14 protein-coding genes are annotated in these 16,951 nt (G+C 71.1%); 10 read left to right on the top strand and 4 right to left on the bottom strand.

The features are described 5' to 3' along the window. Nucleotides 1-240 precede the first annotated feature (240 nt). The 3 genes from ACFYW8_RS38910 to ACFYW8_RS38920 all read left to right on the top strand — a co-directional run bounded on the left by ACFYW8_RS38910 (nucleotide 241) and on the right by ACFYW8_RS38920 (nucleotide 3,955). On the top strand, nucleotides 241-1,302 hold the full coding sequence (locus tag ACFYW8_RS38910) for a LacI family DNA-binding transcriptional regulator (RefSeq protein ID WP_389090107.1): 1,062 nt from the start codon (nucleotides 241-243) through the stop codon (nucleotides 1,300-1,302). Between the two features lie 339 nt (nucleotides 1,303-1,641). Next, on the top strand, nucleotides 1,642-3,459 hold the full coding sequence (locus tag ACFYW8_RS38915) for a bifunctional metallophosphatase/5'-nucleotidase (protein WP_389090110.1): 1,818 nt from the start codon (nucleotides 1,642-1,644) through the stop codon (nucleotides 3,457-3,459). 205 nt (nucleotides 3,460-3,664) lie between these two features. Further along, nucleotides 3,665-3,955 carry a hypothetical protein gene (locus ACFYW8_RS38920; RefSeq protein ID WP_389090113.1) on the top strand — a complete coding sequence of 97 codons (291 nt, stop codon included), beginning with the start codon at nucleotides 3,665-3,667 and terminating at the stop codon, nucleotides 3,953-3,955. Between the two features lie 78 nt (nucleotides 3,956-4,033). On the opposite strand, the gene ACFYW8_RS38925 is transcribed toward ACFYW8_RS38920, so the two are convergent. The 3 genes from ACFYW8_RS38925 to ACFYW8_RS38935 all read right to left on the bottom strand — a co-directional run bounded on the left by ACFYW8_RS38925 (nucleotide 4,034) and on the right by ACFYW8_RS38935 (nucleotide 7,119). After that, nucleotides 4,034-4,684, bottom strand: a complete 651-nt coding sequence (locus tag ACFYW8_RS38925; protein ID WP_365879013.1) for a hypothetical protein — start codon at nucleotides 4,682-4,684, stop codon at nucleotides 4,034-4,036. A 210-nt stretch (nucleotides 4,685-4,894) separates the two neighbouring features. Then, nucleotides 4,895-5,590: a GntR family transcriptional regulator gene (locus ACFYW8_RS38930; protein WP_365879061.1), complete on the bottom strand. Its 696-nt coding sequence runs from the start codon at nucleotides 5,588-5,590 to the stop codon at nucleotides 4,895-4,897. Between the two features lie 173 nt (nucleotides 5,591-5,763). Continuing rightward, nucleotides 5,764-7,119, bottom strand: a complete 1,356-nt coding sequence (locus ACFYW8_RS38935; RefSeq protein ID WP_389090118.1) for an aspartate aminotransferase family protein — start codon at nucleotides 7,117-7,119, stop codon at nucleotides 5,764-5,766. A gap of 378 nt (nucleotides 7,120-7,497) precedes the next feature. Here ACFYW8_RS38935 and ACFYW8_RS38940 point away from each other — a divergent pair, with 378 nt between their 5' ends. Both ACFYW8_RS38940 and ACFYW8_RS38945 read left to right on the top strand, forming a co-directional pair. Continuing rightward, nucleotides 7,498-9,567 carry a serine/threonine-protein kinase gene (locus ACFYW8_RS38940; protein ID WP_389090121.1) on the top strand — a complete coding sequence of 690 codons (2,070 nt, stop codon included), beginning with the start codon at nucleotides 7,498-7,500 and terminating at the stop codon, nucleotides 9,565-9,567. Nucleotides 9,568-9,745: 178 nt separating this feature from the next. Beyond that, entirely contained in the window at nucleotides 9,746-11,278 is a 1,533-nt protein-coding gene (locus ACFYW8_RS38945; protein ID WP_389090162.1) for a substrate-binding domain-containing protein, read from the top strand. A gap of 78 nt (nucleotides 11,279-11,356) precedes the next feature. On the opposite strand, the gene ACFYW8_RS38950 is transcribed toward ACFYW8_RS38945, so the two are convergent. Continuing rightward, on the bottom strand, nucleotides 11,357-12,100 hold the full coding sequence (locus ACFYW8_RS38950; RefSeq protein ID WP_365879022.1) for an SLATT domain-containing protein: 744 nt from the start codon (nucleotides 12,098-12,100) through the stop codon (nucleotides 11,357-11,359). A gap of 298 nt (nucleotides 12,101-12,398) precedes the next feature. On the opposite strand from ACFYW8_RS38950, the gene ACFYW8_RS38955 reads away from it, so the two are divergent. The 5 genes from ACFYW8_RS38955 (at nucleotide 12,399) to ACFYW8_RS38975 (ending at nucleotide 16,821) form a co-directional block, all read left to right on the top strand. After that, on the top strand, nucleotides 12,399-12,743 hold the full coding sequence (locus tag ACFYW8_RS38955; protein ID WP_365879024.1) for a YbaB/EbfC family nucleoid-associated protein: 345 nt from the start codon (nucleotides 12,399-12,401) through the stop codon (nucleotides 12,741-12,743). A gap of 86 nt (nucleotides 12,744-12,829) precedes the next feature. Next, on the top strand, nucleotides 12,830-13,429 hold the full coding sequence (gene recR, locus ACFYW8_RS38960) for a recombination mediator RecR (protein WP_389090125.1): 600 nt from the start codon (nucleotides 12,830-12,832) through the stop codon (nucleotides 13,427-13,429). Further along, nucleotides 13,422-14,081: a DUF5063 domain-containing protein gene (locus ACFYW8_RS38965; protein WP_355842956.1), complete on the top strand. Its 660-nt coding sequence runs from the start codon at nucleotides 13,422-13,424 to the stop codon at nucleotides 14,079-14,081. Before recR ends, ACFYW8_RS38965 begins: the two co-directional genes overlap by 8 nt. Nucleotides 14,082-14,470: 389 nt before the next feature. Then, nucleotides 14,471-15,763, top strand: coding sequence for an aspartate kinase (locus ACFYW8_RS38970; RefSeq protein ID WP_389090127.1), 1,293 nt, complete (start codon nucleotides 14,471-14,473; stop codon nucleotides 15,761-15,763). Further along, on the top strand, nucleotides 15,760-16,821 hold the full coding sequence (locus ACFYW8_RS38975; RefSeq protein WP_389090129.1) for an aspartate-semialdehyde dehydrogenase: 1,062 nt from the start codon (nucleotides 15,760-15,762) through the stop codon (nucleotides 16,819-16,821). Before ACFYW8_RS38970 ends, ACFYW8_RS38975 begins: the two co-directional genes overlap by 4 nt. Nucleotides 16,822-16,951: the final 130 nt, after the last annotated feature.

Consider the following 16,951-nt stretch of genomic DNA (forward strand, 5'->3'; position numbering starts at 1 on the left):
GGGAACGGACGGCTGCTCCGTCACAGCCGTACGGCCGGTCGTTGAGGAACTCGTTTGAGCAACCGTTTTCCTGCCGGAAAGTAGAGGGGAGACGGCCGGAGGGGTCAAGGGGCGTGACGCAGATTTTTCCCCGCTGCTCAGGCTCTGGCCCGCACCCCTGGCCGCTGGCACGATGGGGTCGCTAATGTCGTCGGCGAGGGACCACGACGTCCCGGACGACGCGAAGGAAAAGGATTGCCCGTGACTTCTGCTCCGCGTTCGTCCTCCGCCGGCCGGGCCAAGCTCGCCGATGTCGCCGCCCTCGCGGGGGTCAGTGTGGGCACGGCGTCGAAGGCGCTGAACGGCGGCGGGCGGATGAGGCCCGAGACCCGTCGGCGGGTTCTCGACGCCGTGGAGTCGCTCGGCTTCCGGCCCAACCAGCACGCGCAGAGCCTGCACACCGGCCGCAGCTGGACGGTCGGCCTGATGACGACGGACGGCATCGGCCGCTTCTCCACCCCGGTGCTGCTCGGCGCGGAGGACGCGCTCGGCGCCGGGAAGATCTCCGTGCTGCTGTGCGACACCCGGGGCGATTCGATCCGTGAGCAGCACCATCTGCGCAACCTGATGGACCGCAGGGTGGACGGCATCATCGTCACCGGACGCCGCACGGACCCGCGCCCGCCGCTGACCGGCGTCGACCCGATCCCCATCGTCTACGCGCTCTCCCCGTCCACCGACCCGGCCGACACCTCCGTCGTCTCCGACGACCGGGGCGGCGCCCGGCTCGCCGTGGAACATCTGCTGGCCGCGGGCCGGACCCGGATCGCGCATGTCACCGGCCCGGAGCACCACGCCGCCGCCCGCGACCGCGCCCGGCACGCGGCCGGGCACCTGGAGCGTTCCTCGCTCCGACTGGCCACCGGGCGCGTCCACTTCGGCGAGTGGAGCGAGGCGTGGGGGCGCCGGGCCGCCGACGCCGTGCTGCGCACGGCCCCGGACACGGACGCCTTCTTCTGCGGCAACGACCAGATCGCCCGGGGAGTCGCCGACGCGCTGCGCGAGCGGGGTGTGGACGTCCCCGGCGACATCGCCGTCGTCGGCTACGACAACTGGGACACCATGGCGCTGGCCTGCCGTCCGCCGCTCACCACCATCGACATGGACCTCACCGAGATCGGCCGGATCGCCGCGCTGCGCCTCCTGGAAGCCATCGACGCCATCGGCGTGGACGACGATGGCGTCGACGCCGCCGACGCGGAGCCGGCACCCGGGGGTGTCCACACGGTCCCGTGCCGACTGGTGGTGCGCGAGTCGAGCTGATCGGAGCCTCGCCCCCGGCCTCCCGGCCTCCCGGCCCTCGGGCTCCGGTTCCGGGTGCCCGCCTTCCGGCCGCCCCCGGTGTGCCCCGGTGAGCGGCCGGAGTGGCCCGGCAGTTGGGTCGGACGCCGCCGTGAGCGCTGTCCGACAGTGGGGTGAACGTGGTTCGAAACCCCGGTCCGGTGTGCCCCGGAAACCTTGAACTGACCTTTAATTGACCTGGAGATGGGCTTCTCCTGGTTCCGGAGGGGATAGGTGGGCGACCACGCTCTACGCGTGTAGTCCCGCATGGCTCGCACGGCACGTCCCCCGCCTCCGCCACCCCAGTTCCCAGGAGTCCGCATGTCCGTCAATCCTCTGAACCGCCGGGAGTTCGTGAAGAGGTCGGCCGTCACCGGCGCGGCCGTGGCCGTCGGCGGAGTGGTCGCGGCGGCCCCCGCGCAGGCGGCGGACCGCAAGCACCCGAAGCCGCCCCGCACCTGGTCGTTCTCGATTCTGGGCACCACCGACCTGCACAGCCACGTCTTCGACTGGGACTACTACACGGACGCGGCGTACAAGGACAGCAAGGGCAACTCGGTCGGTGTCGCGCGCGTCGCGACCCTCGTCAAGCAGCAGCGCGCCGCCAAGGGCGAGGACCACGTCCTGCTCGTCGACGCCGGCGACATCATCCAGGGCACCTCGCTGGCGTACTACTACGCGCGCGTGGACCCCATCGTCGCCGCGGACGGCAGGCGGGGCCCCAAGCACCCCATGGCCATCGCGATGAACGCCATGCGGTACGACGCCGCCGCGCTCGGCAACCACGAGTTCAACTACGGCATCGAGACGCTGCGCAGATTCGAGGAGCAGTGCCACTTCCCGCTGCTCGGAGCCAACGCGCTGGACGCGAAGACCCTGCGCCCGGCCTTCAAGCCGTACACCGTGAAGCGCGTCCGTGTCCCCGGCGCCCCGGACATCAAGGTCGGCATCCTCGGCCTGACCAACCCCGGAATCGCCCTGTGGGACAAGGACAACGTCGCCGGGAAGATGACGTTCACCGGGCTCGTCGAGCAGGCGAAGAAGTACGTGCCCAGGATGCGCGCGCTCGGCTGCGACGTCGTGTTCCTCACCGACCACTCGGGCCTGGACGGCAGTTCGTCGTACGGCAGCGAACTCCCGTACGTGGAGAACGCCTCCAACCTCGTCGCCCAGCAGGTCCCCGGCATCGACGCGATCCTCGTGGGCCACACCCACACCGAGGTCTCGTCCTACACGGTCACCAACACCGAGACAGGCAAGGACGTCGTCCTCTCCGAGCCCTACTGCTACGGCATGCGGCTGACCGTCTTCGACTTCGAGCTCGAACTCGTCCGCGGCCAGTGGAAGGTCACCAGCACCAAGGCGCAGACCCTCAACAGCAACACCGTCGAGGAGGACGCCGAGATCACCCGGCTGATCAAGGCGGACCACGACCTGGTGGTGAAGTACGTCAACACGCCCGTCGGCACCTGTACTGCCGACCTCTCCGCGGCGGAGGCGTGCTGGAAGGACGTCCCCGTCATGGACTTCATCCACCAGGTCCAGATGGCGGCCGTAGCCACCGGCCTGTCGACGGCCGACGCGGCCCTGCCGCTCATCTCCGTCGCCGCGCCCTTCAGCCGCACCGCCGACATCCCCCAGGGCGACGTCACCATCCGCGATGTCGCCGGGCTCTACATCTACGACAACACCCTTTACGGCAAGAAGCTGACGGGCGCCCAGCTCAAGGACTACCTGGAGTACGCGGCGAAGTACTACCACCAGGTCCCGTCCGGGACCGCGGTGGACACCGCCACCGTCACCAACGCGAACAGTTTCTGGGACTACATGTACGACACGGCGGCGGGCGTCTCCTACGAGATCGACATCGCGCAGCCGGAGGGGTCGAGGATCAAGAACCTCTCCTACAACGGCTCCGCGGTCGCGGCCGACCAGGTCTTCGTCGTCGCCGTCAACAACTACCGGGCCAACGGAGGCAGCGGCTACCCGCACATCGCGGCCGCCGACATCGCCTACAGCTCAACCAATGAGATCCGCCAGCTGATGATCGACTACGTGACGGCCAAGGGCTCGCTGAACCCGGCGGACTTCGCGGTCACCAACTGGAAGCTGACGCAGGACGGCACACCGGTCTTCTGACCCGGCGCGCCCGCCTTCCGGTCCAGCGCGTCCGCCGCCCGGTCCGGCACGCTCGGCGCCCCCGCCCCACGGGCGACGCGGCCCAGGCCTCACTGGAGAGTGGCGTCTGGGCCGCCGCGTGAGCACGCCGACGGCGGGGGGAATGGCCTGGAAGCACACGTTTGTCTGCTTCTGCGTGCGTCGACCGGCGGAGAAGGAGAGAGCGATGCGCGTGATGCTCAGGGCGACCATGGACACGGAGAAGGCCAACGAGCTCATCAGTGAGGGAAAGCTTCCGCAGCTGATGCAGGAGACGATGGAGCGGCTCAAGCCGGAAGCGACCTACTTCACCACCCACGAGGGCAGCCGCGCCTGCTACATGGTCTTCGACCTGCAGGACAGCAGCCAGATCCCGGTGATCGCCGGGCCGCTCTTCATGAGCCTCGGCGCCCGTATCGAGCTGGCGCCCGTCATGAACGCCGAGGATCTGAAGAAGGGCCTGGCCCAGCTGGGCTGACGGCCGGGGCCGCCGTGCCCGCCGGGGCCGGCCGGTGCGGGGCCTCCGCGGCCGGGGCCCCGCACCGTGCGGCGCGGTTCAGCTGAAGATGATCATCGAGCCCTGGGCGAGACTCCGGGTGGCCGCCGCGTGCAGGCCCAGCCAGACGTGACGTTCGCGGGCGAAGGGGCTGGCGTCGTAGGGAGCCGGAGCCGCGGGCTCCTCCAGCTCCGTGGGAGCGCTCGGGGGCTGCGGTGGCACCGGGGGGTTGGCCGGGTCGATGCCGATCGAGGGTGCCACGAACTCGAGTTCGCGCAGGAGGGCGTGGGAGGAGCCCAGGGGCCCGCCGCCCGCGAGGAGTTCGTCGTTGGCCAGCGGGTGCGGGAACTCGACCGGCACGTACGCGCCCGCGTGGTCGTAGTGCCAGACCAGATGCGACTGCTGGGCGTTCGTCTCGAACATCTCCAGCAACTGCTCGTAGTCGCCGCCCAGTTCGTCGACCGGCGCCACCGCGAGCCCGCACATCTGGAGCAGGTACGCGCGGCGCAGGAAGTGCAGCGCGTCGTAGTCGAATCCGGCGACCGGGGCCACGTCACCCGACAGGCCCGGCATGTACGCGTACACCGGCACCGGGGGCAGTCCGGCCTCGGCGAGCACCTTGTCGTAGAGCGCGAGTTCCTCGGCGAAGGGGTTGTCGGGGGTGTGGCACAGCACGTCGACGAGCGGGACCAACCACAGGTCACAGGCCAACAGACGGCTCCTCTTGCTCCTTGGGGTGCAGGGTGGTCAGGGCAGCGTAGTGCGCGTGGCGGTCCTGTGAAGAGGCCGGTACGCAAACTTGGGCCCCCGGGTGGGCCGGGGTCCGTCCGCCGCTCGGGGGCCGCGCCCCCATCCCCCCGATCGCCCGGAGGGGGTGTCCTCAAACCCGGGACCGGGACGAACCGGGTCCCGGTCCGTGTCTCAGGGGGCGTCGAGGCGCTCGATGAGGGCGAGAGCGTGCTCGTTGTACGCCGCCACGATCGCCCGTGCCGTGTCGGCGTCGCGGCGCGCGAGGGCGTCCACCAGCTCCGTGTGGCCGGACCAGAGCTGGCCCCGGAGGTCGGAGACCCGGCGCAGGTGCTGGACCGTGCAGACCCAGGACTGGACCCGCAGCCGGTGCAGGAAGTCGCCGAGGTAGGTGTTGCCGAAGAGGCTGCTGAGTTCGCGCCAGAAACGCAGGTCGTAGCCGATGAGGATGTTCAGGTCGCCGGCCGAGGCGGCGCGCTTGGCCTCCTCGCCGCGGCGCCGGACGCCCGCGAGGGCGGCGAGCGTGCGGGGGTCGTCGGCCTGCCGCATGCCCTCGGCCACGAGGGCCTGGAACATGCCCTCCGTGATCAGGCTGCGCGCCTCGACCATGCCGCGGTAGTCGGCGGCCGAGTACTCGTGCACCCGGAACCCGCGGTGCTGGTCCGCGTCCAGGAGCCCCTGGGCCGACAGGTCGACCAGTGCCTCACGAACGGGGGTGGCGGAGACGCCGTACTGCTCGGCGATCTCCTTCACCGTGAACTCCTGACCCGGCCGCAGACGGCCCCCGAGCACCTCGTCACGGAGCGCGTCCGCGATCTGCTGCCGCAGGGTGCTGCGGGTTACGGCGCCCGTGCCGCCGGTGCCGGCCATGGTGGTCGTCTCACTCCCCAACGCGTGGGTGGGCGGGTGCGCGTGTCTGCTCGCGTATCCCTTCGAGCAGGCCACCATACGCCGTGGGGGCCGGCGGGCGGATTGCCCGGACCCCCGAAGGGGCGCGGGCGACCGCGCGGCCGACCCCCACCGGGGCGAACCCCCTTACGGCGTCACACCGTGTGCTCGTCCGCCACCGAGAGTGCCTCGTCCAGGGCCGCGAGACCTTCCTTGGCCTCGGCCTCGGTGATGTTGCACGGCGGTACGACGTGGGTGCGGTTCATGTTGATGAACGGCCACAGCCCGCGGGCCTTGGCCGCGGCGCCGAACGCGGCCATCGGCGCGTTCGCCTCGCCCGTCGCGTTGTACGGGACCAGCGGCTCCCGGGTCTCCCGGTCCTTCACCAGCTCCAGCGCCCAGAAGACGCCCGTGCCGCGCACCTCGCCGACGCTCGGGTGCCGCTCGGCCAGCTCGCGCAGCCCGGGTCCGAGGACCGTCTCGCCGATGACCGCGGCCTGGTCGACGATCCCCTCGTCCTCCATGACGTTGATCGTCGCGACGGCGGCGGCGCAGGCCAGCGGGTGGCCGGAGTAGGTGAGCCCGCCCGGGTAGGGCCGCCTGGCGAAGGTCTCGGCGATGGCGGCGGAGATCGCGACGCCGCCCAGCGGCACGTAGCCGGAGTTCACGCCCTTGGCGAAGGTCATCAGGTCCGGCGTCACCTCGTAGTGGTCGGCGGCGAACCACTTGCCGGTCCGGCCGAACCCGGCCATGACCTCGTCCAGGACGAAGACGATCCCGTAGCGGTCGCAGATCTCCCGTACCCCGGTGAGGTAGCCGGCCGGCGGCGTCATGATGCCCGCGGTGCCCGGGATCGTCTCCAGGATCAGGGCCGCTATGGTCCCCGGTCCCTCGAAGGCGATGGTGTCCTCCAGGTGCTGGAGCGCGCGCTCGCACTCCTGCCGCTCGCTGTCCGAGTGGAAGGGGCTGCGGTACAGGAAGGGCGCCCAGAAGTGGACGACACCGGCGGCTCCGCTGTCGTTCGGCCAGCGCCGCGGGTCACCGGTGAGGTTGATCGCGGTGGAGGTGGCACCGTGGTACGAGCGGTAGGCGGAGAGCACCTTCGGGCGGCCGGTGTGCAGCCGGGCCATCCGCGTGGCGTTCTCGACGGCCTCCGCGCCGCCGTTGGTGAAGAAGATCTTGTCCAGGTCGCCCGGGGTCCGCTCGGCGATCAGCCGGGCCGCCTCCGAACGCGCCTCGACGGCGAAGGCGGGCGCGAACGTGGACAGGGTCGCGGCCTGTTCCTGGATCGCGGCGACGACCTTCGGGTGCTGGTACCCGATGTTGGTGAAGACGAGCCCGCTGGTGAAGTCCAGATACCGCTTGCCTTCGTAGTCCCAGAAGTACGACCCCTCCGCGCCGGCGACGGCGAGCGGGTCTATGAGCTCCTGCGCGGACCAGGAGTGGAACACGTGCGCGCGGTCCGCGGCCTTCACGGCGGCGCCGGCCTGGGGGTTGGGCTGAGGGGTCATGCGGCGAAGCGTAAATGTCCACGGACCGGGCGCGGTATCGGCGTCCTGTCTGTGGTCGGGGGCTTTCCGCGACAGTCTGTCGGGCTTGGCCGACGTGGTGCGCCCTGCCGGGCTCGGCAGGGGTGGTGCGTCGGCCAGCACCGGAACCGTGGCCGGCCCGGACACCGGCACCGGCGTCGAGGCCGGTACCGTCCGCGTTCCGGAGCGCCTGGCGGCCCGTCCCGACGATCCCCCGGCGGCCGGCGACGACGAGACGGCGGGACCTGTTACTGAAACGGGATCGGTCGTGACGGATCCGTGGGCACAGCCCCGCCCACCTCCCCGTATGGCGCACTATCCTCGGTCTGTTGCACATATTTGGGGGAGGGTGGCGCTGCCATGGAGAACCTGGGGGCAGGGGATCCGCACGAGATCGGGGCGTACCGACTGCTGGCGCGGCTCGGTGCCGGAGGGATGGGCCATGTCTATCTCGCGCGGTCCGACCGGGGACGTACGGTCGCCGTCAAACTCGTCCGGCCGGAACTCGCGGAGCAGGAGGAGTTCCGGGCGCGCTTCCGCCAGGAGGTGCGGGCCGCGCGCAGGGTCGGCGGGCTCTGGACCGCGCCCGTCCTGGACGCGGACACCGAGGCGGCGATCCCCTGGGTGGCCACCGGCTATGTCGCGGGGCCCTCGCTGCAGGCCGTCGTCGGGCGCGACCACGGCGCGCTGCCCGAGCGTTCCGTGCGGATCCTCGCCGCGGGCCTCGCGCACGCGCTGAAGGACATCCACGCCGCGGGCCTCATCCACCGGGACCTCAAGCCGTCGAACGTCCTCGTCACCATCGACGGCCCCCGCGTCATCGACTTCGGTATCGCCCGCGCCCTGGAGACGGTGACCGACGGCGGCCTGACCCACACGGGGGCGCTCGTCGGCTCGCCCGGATTCATGGCCCCCGAGCAGGTGCGCGGCGACCGTGTCACGCCCGCGTGCGACATCTTCTGCCTCGGATCGGTCCTGTCGTACGCGGCCACCGGCACCCTTCCGTTCGGGGCGGCCAACAGCGGCGTGCACGCCATGATGTTCCGCATCGCGCAGGAGGACCCCGACCTGACGGGTGTTCCCGAGGGCCTGGCCGACCTCGTACGCGACTGTCTGCGCAAGGATCCCGGTGCCCGGCCCGGTCTCGACGAGATCCTGGAGCGCACGGGCGCGGAGGACACCGTCGCGCAGGGACGCACCCTCGATCCCTGGCTGCCCGCCTCGCTGGTTGCCCAGCTCGGGCGGCACGCGGTGCAGCTGCTCGACCGGGAGAACCCCGACGACGGACAGGCGCGGGCCCGCTCCGGTGCTCCGGCGCTCGGTGCCGCCCCCGCGAGGCCGGCCCTGCCGCCCGCGTCAGTGGCGCCGGTCCCCGCCCCGGACCTGTCCAAGCCGCCGTCCGGCTCGCCCGCCGCCTCGGCCTCGGCCGCCTCCTCGACGCCCTCGGCCTCCTCCTCGGCGCCCGCCGCGTCCGCCGAGGCCTCCCCGGACCACACCCCCAGGTCCGCCGGGGAGGGCGCCACTCCGCCTCCCCCGGGGCAGCCCGGTCCCGTGAACCATCTCCCCACCGTCATCGGGGGCTCGGGCGCGACGCCTCCCCCGGCGGCGCCGGCCGGTCCGCACCCCGCCTACGGCTACCCGCCGCAGCACCCGCAGCCCGCCGGCCAGGGCCCGGCCCACCCCGCGTACGGCTATCCGCAGGCCGGCTGGGGCTCGCCGCAGCCGGCGTACGGCTCGACGCCTCCCTACGGTCCGGGCGTCGCCCCCCACCCGTACGGACCCGGCGGTGCGACCCCGCCCTACGGGCCGACCCCTCCGTACGGTCCCGTGGCCGCGCCGCCCGGCTCCGAGCCCCCGGCGAGGAGCGGCCGTTCCACCGCCCTCCTCGTCGTCGTGGCCCTGGTCGTCGCGCTCGGCGCGGGCGGCAGCGTGTACGCGCTGCTGAAGGGCAACGCGGGCGGCGGCGGCCAGGACGATCCCAAGGCGTCCGCCCCGGCCTCTGGCGAGACGACACCGGGGCAGAGCGCGTCGCAGACGCCGACCGTCGACTCCGAGTCCCCCAGCGCAGGGGCGTCGCAGGGCGGCACCGTCCCGGAGGCGTTCCTCGGCACCTGGGACGGTGTCATCGACAACTCCACCGGCCACCACACGCGTCGGCTGACCATCCGACAGGGCGGTGTCGGCGACACGGTGCTGACGGTCACCGCGGACGGCAGCAACTACCACTGTGTCTTCCAGGCCGCCCTCGCCGCGGCTCCGGGGCCCGGCGGGCCGCTGGACATCGGTCCCTCCCAGGTCACCGTCGGTGAACCGCCGTCCTGCAAGCCGGGTGCCGCCTCCGAGGTCACGCTCCTGCCGGACGGCCGGCTGCGGCGGGCGAAGACCGGCTCGGCAGCCGAGGCCGAGCTGATCTACACGAAGAGCGGCTGAGCCCGGAACCCCGCCCTGGGACCCCGCCCGGGGGCCGCGGCAAGCGGCAGCGGACCCCGGGGAAGGCGCCGACTTCCCCGGCCGCCCGGGGCTGCCGAAGTTCACCTCCCGTATGTGGGCTGTTTCCGGCCGGAGTCGTACGGTGACCGCACCACAGTGCTCGGGGGAGTGGCTCACGGTGAGTTGGCTGAGCGCAGAGAACGTCGTGGCCGTCGGGACCGCCGTCATCGGTGTCGTCGCCTCCGCCGTGATGGTCTGGTACGAGCGAAGAGTGCCGCGCCGCAAGACCGTCGGCTATCGCGTCCAGATGGACAATCCCATCGGCGACGACGTCCGCTCGGGACGCGCGAACGTGCGGCTCGGGCTGTTCGACGAGGCACCCGGTATGTCCGACGCCACCCTGGTGCTGCTGCGGATCGAGAACGACGGCTCGCAGAGCATCGCCGGGGACGACTACACGAGCCATGAACGGCACGGACTGACCGCGGTGTTCACCGACCGCACCATCCGCGGTGTGTCCGTGACCCAGCCGCCCGGCACCGACCACCTGATGGACCACTTCACCCCGGCAGCCGGTCTCGGTTACGACGACGGCACACTGCGCATCCCGCGGGTCCCGCTCAACCGGGGCGAGCACTTCAAACTGCTCGTCCTGCTGTCGGGCGGCGACGTGGGATGTCCGATACGGATCGTCGGCGGGATCCGGGACGGTGAGGTCCGGCCCAACCGCAGTACGACACCGGACGACCAGCCGCCGCTGTTCAGCCGCGCGGCCCGGCTGATCACCGTGCTGCTGACGGTGTGCGTCGTCACGCTCGCCCTGATCGTCGTCCTGCGCGACGACACCCCGCCCCCGATCGGCTGCGAGCGGGGCACGCTGACCGTCACCGGCTCGACCGCCTTCGAGCCCGTGATGCGCGAACTGGCCGAGAAGTACCAGCACGACTGCCTGGGCTCCACGATCACGGTGGACGCCCACGGCAGCACGGCCGGCGTGCGCGAACTCGACACGGCGGGCACGGCGTCGAAGAAGGGGTCCCCGGCCCTCGTCGCCCTCTCCGACGGCCCGAAGCCCGGCGACCTCCCGCGGCTGCGGGAGAACCGGATCGCGGTGTCGGTCTTCACGCTGGTCGTCAACAACGCCGTCCCCGTGAAGAACCTGTCGCTGACCGACGTACGACGTCTCTACCGCGGCGAGATCAGGAACTGGAAGCAGCTCGGCGGACCCGACAGGCCCGTCCTTCTCGTCAGCCGGGACGCCAACTCCGGTACCCGGCAGGTGTTCCAGCGCCGGGTCCTCGGACGCGGCGAGATCGCCAACTCCTCGCTGGACTGCGTCCACAAGGACGACGCGACGGCGCCGCTCGTGCGCTGCGAACTCGACTCCACCGACCAGGTGCTGAACACGGTCGCCAAGCTGCCCGGCGCGATCGGCTACAGCGAACTCAACGACGCCACCGGCCACAAGGGCCTGCACCGGATCAGCCTCGACGGTCACACCGCCTCCGTCGAGGACCTGGAGCGCGGCACCTCGGACTACCCGTACCGCGAGATCGAGTACGCCTACACCTACGGACAGCCGCCCGCGGACTCCCTCGCCTCCAGCTTCCTCTCCTACATCAGCCGGGGCAGCGGCCAGGACGTCATCCGCACCCACGGCCATCTGCCGTGCGGGACGCCGGTCGGGCTGAGGATCTGCGGCGCCGGGTGACGCGGCGCCGGCCCCGGCGCACGGTCCGGCGCCCGGTGACGCGGCGCCGGCCCCTGCACACGGGGCGCCCAGGATCCGCTAGCGGGGCTCGGGCGGGCGCTGGCGAGGCATGTTCGGGCGGGTTCCCGGCGGGAGCGGGACACGCCCGCTCAGGGGCGACCCGTCGGGCCGGGACGCTCCCGCCGACGACGACTGGATCCCCAGCGGCGCCGGTCCCGTGCGGAACTCCACCATCCAGTCCGCAGTCTCGGTGCGCACCAGCTCCGTGACGTCCTCCGAGAACCTGCGCAGCACCCCGATGCACCGGTCGGCCGCCTCGCTGGCCGTTCCGTCCGCGGGCCCGAGAACCTCCCGGACGCTCTCGGACGCCCAGTCGAACTGAAGTGCCTGAAGGCGCCGCTGTACGGCCTGCGCGGTGGCCACATCCCTTATCCACCCGGAGGTCACTCCGAAGAACCGGTCGACGGCGACGCAGGAGACCGCGAGCAGCAGTGCCAGATATCCCCACGGAGCCGCTCCTCTCGCCGACCCGGTGAGGTCGAGCAGCGGCAGTCCGGCCCCGGCGACGGCTCCCAGCGAGGCCCCGCACCGCAGCAGCCGCGCCCCCCACCGCTTCCACACGCGGTCGGAGAGGTACCAGGCGGCGGTGTCGAGTGCCCCCTTCTCCACCCAGCGGTAGAGCTCATGGAGCCGCTCGGCGGGCTCTCCCCAGTCGCCGAGCGGAAACGGCCGACCGGTCAGGTCGCCCGGCCGCAGCCCCGCCGCGCCCTCGCTCCGCCCCTCCTGGGGCGGCCCCTCCGGCTGCATCTCCGGCTGACTCACCGGTACTCCCTAGTTGACGACGGTGATGACGGACGACGGTGACGACGGTGACGGCACTGACACTGCGTGACGCCCTGTGACGCGTGGTGCGATTGCGCAGCCCCCTTCCTACCGCCCAATGGGTGGCGATGGACCGGGTTTACCGGCTTTTCCGCCTGGAAGAGGGTCTTGATCAGGTATAGGCGCCGTGACGGTGTCACTCGAAAGAGTGCTTGGGCGACGGGCCCGTCGACCACGTAGGCTCGTGCTGGACAGGAAAAACGGTCCACACAGCCGTACTCGAAACCAGGAGCTGATCGTGATTCCCGGTGGTGGCCAGCCCAATATGCAGCAGTTGTTGCAGCAGGCCCAGAAGATGCAGCAGGACCTCGCGAGCGCGCAGGAGGAGCTGGCGCGCACGGAGGTCGGGGGCCAGTCGGGCGGCGGCCTGGTGAAGGCGACCGTGACGGGCTCGGGAGAGCTCCGCGGTCTGGTGATCGACCCGAAGGCGGTCGACCCCGAGGACACCGAGACGCTCGCCGACCTGATCGTGGCGGCCGTCCAGGCGGCGAACGAGAACGCGCAGGCGCTCCAGCAGCGGACGCTCGGCCCGCTCACCCAGGGGCTGGGCGGCGGCAGCGGCATTCCCGGTCTGCCTTTCTAAGACCGGTGGTGGCCAACTACCGTACGCACCAGGAAGAGACGTAGGACGGGACCAGGCGGTACCAGGACACTCGGAAAGGCAATCCGTTGTACGAAGGCGTTGTTCAGGACCTCATCGACGAACTGGGGCGGCTCCCCGGCGTCGGTCCCAAGAGCGCGCAGCGGATCGCCTTCCACATCCTTCAGGCGGAGCCGACGGACGTCCGTCGGCTCGCTCAGTGCCTGATGGAGGTCAAGGCGAAGGTCCGCTTCTGCGCGACCTGCGGCAACGTGGCGCAGGAGGAGTTGTGCAACATCTGCCGCGATCCGCGCCGCGACCTCTCGGTGATCTGTGTGGTGGAGGAGCCCAAGGACGTCGTCGCGGTCGAGCGCACGCGTGAGTTCCGGGGCAAGTACCACGTGCTCGGCGGCGCGATCAGCCCGATCGAGGGCGTCGGCCCGGACGACCTGCGGATAAGGGAACTCCTGACCCGCCTCGCCGACGGAGAGGTCACCGAGCTCATCCTGGCCACGGACCCGAACCTGGAGGGCGAGGCCACGGCCACGTATCTCGCCCGCATGATCAAGCCCATGGGCCTCAAGGTCACCCGCCTGGCCAGCGGCCTCCCGGTGGGTGGCGACCTGGAATACGCGGACGAGGTCACGCTCGGCCGCGCCTTCGAGGGGAGACGACTTCTAGATGTCTGACGCCACGCTGCACGAGACCAGTCCGGACCCCGACGACTTCGTGGTCCAGATCGCGGACCAGGTGGAGAGCTTCCTGGTCGCCGTCACCGAGGTGGCCAAGGGCGACGAGCCGGACTCGGCCGTGCCCTTCCTCCTCCTTGAGGTATCCCAGCTCCTCCTGGCCGGCGGCCGTCTCGGCGCGCACGAGGACATCGTCCCCGACGAGCGCTACGAGCCCGACCTCGGCCCGGAAGGGGATGTGGACGAACTCCGCGAGCGTCTCGCGGTCATGCTGGAGCCGATCGACGTCTACTCCGAGGTCTTCGACCCCTACGAGCCCCGCAAGGCCCCCGTCCCGGCCCGTATCTCCGACGACCTGGCCGACGTCATGGCCGACCTGCGCCACGGCATGGCCCACTACCGGGCCGGCCGCACCACCGAAGCCCTGTGGTGGTGGCAGTTCTCCTACTTCTCCAACTGGGGCTCCACCGCCTCCGCGACCCTGCGTGCCCTGCAGTCCGTGGTGGCCCACGTCCGGCTGAACCAGCCGCTGGAGGAGCTCGACGGCCTCGACACCGACCAGGAGATCGGCGAGGAGGCCCTCGCGGAGGAGGCCGGCAAGGTGATGGCGGAGGAGATCGCGGGGCCGCTCGGCCTGCGCACGGTCAAGTAGCCGCGCTCGGGTCCGCGCCGGTCACGTAGCCGCGCTCGTCCTGCGCACGGTCAGGCAGCCCTGCTCGGTCCTGCGCCCGGTCACGCAGCCCTGCTCGGTCCTGCGCCCGGTCACGCAGCCCTGCTCCGTCCGCGCCCGGTCGAACAGTCGGCCGTGCTCCGGCGCGCCCGCGGTGTGACTCGGGGCACTTTCGGAGTGGCGGGGCCTCGGCACGGGCAGGTGCCGTCTCGGAGCGGCCGGAGGTCCCTTACCGACCTGACAGTCCGGAGTGATCACGTCGTGAGCGGGACATCTCACGATGCGATACCCCGGAAGGGAAATCCGGCCGCTCGTTAGACTGAGCCGACCGCAGTAGTGCGGTGCAGAGACGGACTGAGCGAGGAGCGCACGTGGGCCTTGTCGTGCAGAAGTACGGAGGTTCCTCCGTAGCCGATGCCGAGGGCATCAAGCGCGTCGCCAAACGGATCGTGGAAGCGAAGAAGAACGGCCACCAGGTGGTCGTGGTCGTTTCCGCGATGGGCGACACGACGGACGAGCTGATCGATCTCGCCGAGCAGGTGTCTCCGATGCCCAGCGGCCGGGAGTTCGACATGCTGCTGACCGCCGGAGAGCGGATCTCCATGGCCCTGCTGGCGATGGCGATCAAGAACCTGGGCCACAGCGCCCAGAGCTTCACCGGCAGCCAGGCAGGCGTCATCACCGACTCGGTCCACAACAAAGCGCGGATCATCGACGTCACCCCCGGCCGTATCCGTACGGCGCTCGACGAGGGCAACATCGCCATCGTCGCCGGGTTCCAGGGCGTCTCGCAGGACAAGAAGGACATCACCACGCTGGGCCGCGGCGGGTCCGACACCACGGCCGTCGCGCTGGCCGCGGCGCTCGACGCCGAGGTGTGCGAGATCTACACCGACGTGGACGGCGTGTTCACCGCCGACCCGCGCGTGGTGAAGAAGGCGAGGAAGATCGACTGGATCGCCTTCGAGGACATGCTGGAGCTCGCCGCCTCCGGCTCGAAGGTGCTGCTCCACCGCTGTGTGGAATACGCCCGCCGTTACGACATCCCGATCCATGTGCGGTCGTCCTTCAGCGGACTTCAGGGCACCTGGGTCAGCAGCGCACCGCTCGTTCAGAAGACACAGCAGCAAGGGGACCAGAAGGTGGAGCAGGCCATCATTTCCGGTGTCGCTCACGACACCTCCGAGGCCAAGGTCACGGTCGTCGGTGTCCCGGACAAGCCGGGTGAGGCCGCCGCGATCTTCCGCGCCATCGCCAACGCCGAGATCAACATCGACATGATCGTGCAGAACGTGTCGGCTGCCACCACGGGCCTCACGGACATCTCCTTCACCCTCCCGAAGACCGAGGGCCGCAAGGCCATCGACGCCCTGGAGAAGGCGAAGGGCGTGATCGGCTTCGAGTCGCTGCGCTACGACGACCAGATCGGCAAGATCTCGCTCGTCGGCGCCGGCATGAAGACGAACCCGGGTGTCACGGCCGGCTTCTTCGAGGCGCTCACCGACGCCGGGGTCAACATCGAGCTGATCTCCACCTCCGAGATCCGTATCTCCGTCGTCACCCGCGCCGACGACGTCAACGAGGCCGTACGCGCCGTGCACAGCGCCTTCGGACTCGACTCCGACAGCGACGAGGCCGTCGTCTACGGAGGCACCGGGCGATGACCGTACGACCGACGCTCGCGGTCGTGGGAGCGACCGGGGCCGTCGGCACGGTCATGCTCCAGATCCTGTCCCAGCACGCGGACATCTGGGGCGAGATCCGCCTGATCGCCTCACCGCGCTCGGCCGGCCGCAAGCTGGCCGTGCGCGGTGTCGAGGTCGAGGTGGTGGCCCTGTCGGAGGAGGCCTTCGACGGGGTCGACGTCGCCATGTTCGACGTTCCGGACGAGGTGGCCGCCCAGTGGGCGCCGATCGCCGCCGCCAAGGGCGCGGTCGTCGTCGACAACTCCGGCGCCTTCCGGATGGACCCGGAAGTGCCCCTCGTCGTCCCCGAGGTCAATCCGCACGCCGCGCGCGTGCGGCCGCGCGGGATCGTCTCCAACCCGAACTGCACGACCCTGTCCATGATCGTGGCGCTGGGTGCCCTGCACGCCGAGTTCGGGCTGCGCGAACTCGTCGTCTCCTCGTACCAGGCGGTCAGCGGCGCGGGCCGCGCGGGCGTCGACACCCTGCGCCGGCAGATGTCGCTCGTCGCGGGTACGGAACTGGGTACCAGCCCCGGTGACGTACGCCGGGCGGTGGGCGACGACACGGGCCCGTTCCCGGAACCGGTCGCGCTGAACGTGGTGCCGTGGGCCGGGTCGCTCGCCGAGGACGGCTGGTCCTCGGAGGAGATGAAGATACGCGACGAGACCCGCAAGATCCTCGGGCTGCCCCGTCTGAAGGTCGCCGTGACCTGCGTCCGCGTCCCCGTCGTCACCACGCACTCGCTGACCGTGCACGCCCGCTTCCAGGACGAGGTGACCGTCGACAAGGCGAGGGAGATCCTGGCCACCGCGCCCGGCGTCGTGCTCTTCGACGACCCGGCCGCCGGGGAGTTCCCCACGCCCGCGGACGTGGTCGGCACCGACCCGACCTGGGTGGGCCGGGTCCGCCGGGCACTGGACGATCCGTCGGCCCTCGAACTGTTCGTGTGCGGGGACAACCTCCGCAAGGGCGCCGCCCTGAACACCGCTCAGATCGCGGAGCTGGTGGCGGCGGAGATCATCAGGGCCTCCTAGGCCGGCCCCGGACGTGCGTCGGTTCCCGGGGGTCGCCGCTTCCGGCGTGCGTCGGTTCCGCAGGTTCTGCGCTCCGGGCCGGCGTCGGCCGTAATCCCGGTGCCCTGTGGGCGGTGGGTTTGTAGGATCT

The sequence above is a fragment of the Streptomyces sp. NPDC002742 genome, from assembly GCF_042888885.1.
Classification (GTDB): Bacteria; Actinomycetota; Actinomycetes; order Streptomycetales; family Streptomycetaceae; genus Streptomyces.